Raw genomic sequence first — 290 nt, 5'->3', positions numbered from 1 at the left:
GGATTACACCAGTTTGCAGGGTTTTTGCCACTAAAAGTAGCGGTGCAACTCAGCAGCGGGCTAAAAAAGTTATCAGGGTCGGGTGTATCTGCGGCCCAACCAAGTAATACACTGTCGTGCCTATGCTCGCCAATACGTTGAATAAACGTATTCCACTCATATTCTACAATACTGACGTTAACGCCTACTTTGCGTAAATCACTTTGCATAAGCTCAGCCATTTTACGTGCGTTGGGATTATAAATACGACTCACAGGCATAGCCCATATCGTCATATCAAAGCCATTAGG

1 protein-coding gene is annotated in these 290 nt (G+C 44.5%); it reads right to left on the bottom strand.

Annotated features, from left to right (window positions below; all coding sequences use genetic code 11):
• On the bottom strand, positions 1-290 hold a 290-nt coding region (locus AAEZ18_RS18585; RefSeq protein WP_352255864.1), incomplete at both ends, for an ABC transporter substrate-binding protein.

Source organism: Pseudoalteromonas sp. 19-MNA-CIBAN-0066 (assembly GCF_040308705.1).
In the GTDB taxonomy this organism is placed as follows: domain Bacteria; phylum Pseudomonadota; class Gammaproteobacteria; order Enterobacterales; family Alteromonadaceae; genus Pseudoalteromonas; species Pseudoalteromonas nigrifaciens.
This window is presented reverse-complemented; position numbering and strand designations above follow the sequence as displayed.